The sequence below is a fragment of the Actinoplanes sp. NPDC026670 genome (assembly GCF_040638175.1).
Taxonomy (GTDB): domain Bacteria; phylum Actinomycetota; class Actinomycetes; order Mycobacteriales; family Micromonosporaceae; genus Actinoplanes.
In genome coordinates, this window is record NZ_JBEZXU010000230.1 from 1 (window position 1) to 1,023 (window position 1,023).

A 1,023-nucleotide genomic window follows, 5' to 3' on the forward strand; every position below is an offset into this window, starting at 1 on the left:
CCGGCACGCCGGCGGCGCCCTCCCGCGGACCCACGTCGAAGGCGCCGGCCTCTCCCGGCACGTCGCCGGCCTCCCCCGGGTCGGGCGACTGAGTACGCACCTGGTGGATCGGTGCCGGCGGCGGGTCGCCCGAGTCGCGCCGGTCGACTAACCTGTGCCCTGCCAACGGTTATCGACGATGACGTACGGGGATGCTGCCATGACCGGGCGCACGACAGTCGACCTGATGTCCCTGGAAGACTTCCACCAGAAGTTGGCCAACCGGCTGGCCGAGGCGGAGAAGGCGTTGCGGAAGCTGAGCACCGAGATGCAGTGCCGGCCCCCGGCGCTGGGCTCGTTCACCGACGCCACGCAGAACTCCCGCCGCTACTCCGAGATCCAGCAGTCCTACGTGGACCAGGTCGACCGGCTGCGTGCCGCGGTGAAGGCGGCGCAGAGTGCCACCGCGACGATCCTGGCCAACTACCGCACCGCCGAGGAGCGCAACGCGGCCAACTCCGCCGACATCTCCGCCGCGCTGAACGGGGTGGACGACGCGCTGAAGCGGAAGGAGGCTCCCCGTGTCTGAGTACACCAGCCGCTACCAGCCCGTAAGCCATCAGGAGCTCTACGACGCCGTGATGGCCGGCCAGCCGGGTCAGATCGACGGCGTCGCCGCGCAGTGGACGTCGCTCAAGGGCATGCTCGACGGGCTGTCCCGCGAGCTCAGCGGCGACCTCGACAAGCTCGCCAACACCTGGACGGGCTCGGCCTCGCAGGAGTTCCAGCGCCGGTTGACGCTCGTCACCGACTACGCCGACAAGCTCGGCGAGGGCATGGCGGACGTGAGCCGGGGCCTGACCCTGATGGCCGGCGAGCTGCGCACCGCCCGCAAGCAGGCGGAGAGCCCGGCCGAGACCGACGACCACGACCAGGCGATCTCCGGCGCGGCCAAGGGTGCCGTGTTCGGCGTGCCGGGCATGGTGGTCGGCGGGCTGCTGGGCCACCAGCAGGACAAGGCCGAGCAGGAGAAGGCGCACAAGC

2 protein-coding genes are annotated in these 1,023 nt (G+C 71.0%); both read left to right on the forward strand.

What is annotated here, in order from left to right:
* Nucleotides 1–199 precede the first annotated feature (199 nt).
* Nucleotides 200–568, forward strand: coding sequence for a hypothetical protein (locus tag AB0E94_RS53315; protein ID WP_357088241.1), 369 nt, complete (start codon nucleotides 200–202; stop codon nucleotides 566–568).
* Nucleotides 561–1,023: WXG100 family type VII secretion target (locus tag AB0E94_RS53320; protein ID WP_360344710.1), on the forward strand; the 463-nt coding region annotated here is incomplete at its 3' end. The genes AB0E94_RS53315 and AB0E94_RS53320, both read left to right, overlap by 8 nt.